Source organism: Nitrosomonas sp. Nm34 (assembly GCF_900113925.1).
Lineage (GTDB): Bacteria > Pseudomonadota > Gammaproteobacteria > Burkholderiales > Nitrosomonadaceae > Nitrosomonas.
This window is the reverse complement of record NZ_FORD01000121.1, coordinates 1-2,932: the sequence shown is the minus strand read 5'-3', so window position 1 is coordinate 2,932 and position 2,932 is coordinate 1. Positions and strand designations below refer to the sequence as shown.

General features: G+C 40.0%; 5 protein-coding genes. 3 read left to right on the top strand and 2 right to left on the bottom strand.

The features are described 5' to 3' along the window. A partial coding sequence (locus BM283_RS19760) for a hypothetical protein (RefSeq protein ID WP_217646603.1) occupies positions 1-222 on the top strand: 222 nt, incomplete at its 5' end. 106 nt (positions 223-328) lie between these two features. Here the strand turns inward: BM283_RS19760 and BM283_RS17520 are convergent. Together BM283_RS17520 and BM283_RS17515 are read right to left on the bottom strand one after the other, a co-directional pair. Beyond that, positions 329-628 carry an RnfH family protein gene (locus BM283_RS17520; RefSeq protein WP_090695413.1) on the bottom strand — a complete coding sequence of 100 codons (300 nt, stop codon included), beginning with the start codon at positions 626-628 and terminating at the stop codon, positions 329-331. Next, positions 612-1,073, bottom strand: a complete 462-nt coding sequence (locus BM283_RS17515) for a type II toxin-antitoxin system RatA family toxin (RefSeq protein WP_090695410.1) — start codon at positions 1,071-1,073, stop codon at positions 612-614. Before BM283_RS17515 ends, BM283_RS17520 begins: the two co-directional genes overlap by 17 nt. A gap of 103 nt (positions 1,074-1,176) precedes the next feature. Between BM283_RS17515 and smpB the strand changes: the two genes are divergently transcribed. Both smpB and BM283_RS17505 read left to right on the top strand, forming a co-directional pair. Beyond that, on the top strand, positions 1,177-1,620 hold the full coding sequence (smpB, locus tag BM283_RS17510) for an SsrA-binding protein SmpB (RefSeq protein WP_090695408.1): 444 nt from the start codon (positions 1,177-1,179) through the stop codon (positions 1,618-1,620). Positions 1,621-1,674: 54 nt separating this feature from the next. After that, positions 1,675-2,688, top strand: a complete 1,014-nt coding sequence (locus BM283_RS17505) for a COX15/CtaA family protein (RefSeq protein WP_090695406.1) — start codon at positions 1,675-1,677, stop codon at positions 2,686-2,688. Positions 2,689-2,932: the final 244 nt, after the last annotated feature.

The following is a 2,932-nucleotide window of genomic DNA, read 5'->3' as shown; positions in this document are numbered from 1 at the left end:
CTATTGAGTTGCTTGAACAGCCAGGCAGTGGAGACACTGTGTCAGCATTCTCCATGGCGCAAGCATCAGCCCCAAACTGCCGGGCAGATTCGTACAGGACTGGTCAATATTTTAAGGCATGTTGCTATTCGGTCATGGTGGAATGGAAAATATAAAAAATTCATGCCACCAGATTGGAATAAAAACTGGAATTCAAGATGTGAACAAAGCAACCGCATGTAATACAACAAAAAGATCAAGCGCATTACATTCTTCAAGCTGGAAAAAATCCCAGCTGTGGGAGATGGTTTACTCTAAACTCTAGTTATAAAACAAATATTACCTATTTTTATTTTCTAGCCCTCTCATTTAAACGCTTTCTCCTATTTTCTTTTGGGTCGAGTAGAAGAGGGCGATAGATTTCTACTCGGTCACCATCTTGTAAAATAGTTTCTCGTTTGGTGAGTTTACTGAAAATCCCTATTTTTTGCTTTTCTAAATCAATTTCAGTGAATATATTCTGTATTCCAGATAAGGTAATAGCCTGTTCTATGGTTGTACCGCTGGGCACATAGAATCGTTTAAGAAATTGACGATGGGGAAGTGCGTAGGCCACTTCAACTTCTATTTGATCAATCACGCGGTCCATAAATGGCCTCAGCGCGTTCTATGAATGCTTCTACAAAATTATTGGCGATCATATAAAACACAGGACCTACTAGTTTCTCCAACAACTTATGAGAAAATGTGTAATGCAGGCGAAATTCTATTTTGCAAGCATTTTCTGATAAAGGGATAAAACGCCATAAGCCATCTAGATGCTCAAAAGGCCCATCTAATAAATTCATTTCGATCTGCCCAGGTGTCATGTCAGTTAAACCGGGTGGTTGACGTTTATTTTCTGTGGTAAAGCTATGCTTGATGTGATGATAATTGATATGGACAGTGGCATGCACAATTTCTTCATTTTGAAGCTTAACAGATGCTCCATCACACCAAGGCAGAAATTCTGGATAATTTTCAACGGTATCAACCAAGTTAAACATTTGAACCGCTGAGAAGTCAACTAAAACTGATTTTTCTATTTCTGCCATAAAATTATTAACCTTTTATTTTCATCTGAGCCGAAGCCGGAAAAACTGATAAACTAATATAAAAATTTTAGAGTTATTGTCTTTATTCCTGTCATATTCCCAGATGAGTATTGCTCAAAATAAAAAAGCGTTCCATGATTATTTTATCGAGGAAAAATACGAAGCAGGTATTGTTCTGGAAGGTTGGGAAGTCAAAGCGATTCGTGCGGGACGAGTTCAATTAAAAGAAGCCTATGTTATCATTCGCAATGGTGAATTATATCTCATCGGTAGTCACCTGAGTCCTTTGCCTGCAGCTTCAACCCACATCAATCCGGATCCAGTACGTACGCGCAAACTCTTGCTGCATGCAGAAGAGATAAACCGGCTAATAGGTAAAGTTGAGCGTGCTGGATACACCCTGGTACCTCTCGATATGCATTATAAAACAGGTAGAATTAAAGTTGAAATAGGTCTTGCCAAAGGCAAAAAACAATACGATAAACGGGAAACTGAAAAACGTAAAGAATGGGAGCGCGCTAAACAACGTTTGCTCCGTGCCCGCTAATATTTTCTCTGTGCTAGCACTCGCTGAATTTAAACAATTTTTGATTTCGTCATTATGCAAAAACCCATTGCGATTTGGTTATTTATTTGTTGCGCTTTTGTCTTTGCTATGGTAGTGGTTGGAGGGGTAACACGCCTCACAGGTTCCGGACTATCCATTGTCGAGTGGCAACCTCTCATTGGCGCAATTCCACCACTCAACCAAGAGGATTGGATAGTGCTTTTTGAAAAATATCGCCTCATCCCGCAATACGAAGAAGTTAATAAAGGGATGACATTGGAAGAATTTAAGGGAATTTTCTGGTGGGAATATTTTCACCGCTTATTAGGGCGGGCGATAGGGATAGTGTATTTCATCCCTCTTATTTATTTTGTTAGCCGTAAGCAAGTTGATCGTATACTCGGTCTCAAATTACTGGGTATTTTTGTATTAGGTGCTCTGCAAGGCCTGATGGGTTGGTATATGGTGATGAGCGGTTTAGTGGACAATGTTTATGTCAGTCAATACCGCCTAACGGCTCACTTGGGACTTGCATTTATTATTTATGCAGCCATGTTCTGGGTGGCAACAGGGTTATGGTCATCTGAGAATAGTCTTCAGCAAGAAAAATCAAGTTTACAGGGTTTACGTCGATTTTCTTTTTTGATTACCATACTTATATTTATTATGGTATTGTCAGGCGGTCTCGTTGCCGGGATTCATGCTGGCTTAGCTTACAACACCTTTCCTCTAATGAACGGTTATTTGATGCCACCGGATTTATTCATACTGGAACCATGGTATCGGAATTTCTTCGAGAATATGGCTACAGTTCAGTTTGATCATCGCATGATCGCATGGCTATTGGCATTTCTTATCCCTCTTTTCTGGTTCAAAACAAAAAAATATTCACTATCCCGTTCTGAACAATTGGCATGCCATTTTCTCTTGGTGATGTTAATCATACAGATCAGCTTAGGAATCACCACGCTACTATTAGTCGTGCCATTACATCTAGCCGCAGCTCACCAAGCAGGTGCTATTTTATTGTTCACTACGGCGCTCTGGGTTAATCGTAAATTGTCTTAGCTGACGGGATCTATACTTCTCGTGAATCAAAAATTGGTTTAAGTTAATGCGGCATAGTTGTGAATATATTAGAATTTTAATATGTCATCACATTACCTACTCACTACACAAGAAATTGCCAATTTAGAGGTGGCGCACCGTCAAACCAAAGACAAGCGTTATGCTGACCGGCTAAAAACGGTCTACCTGTTAGGTAAAGGCTGGTCGGTTACTCAAGTGGCTGAAGCGCTCATGATGGATCGGG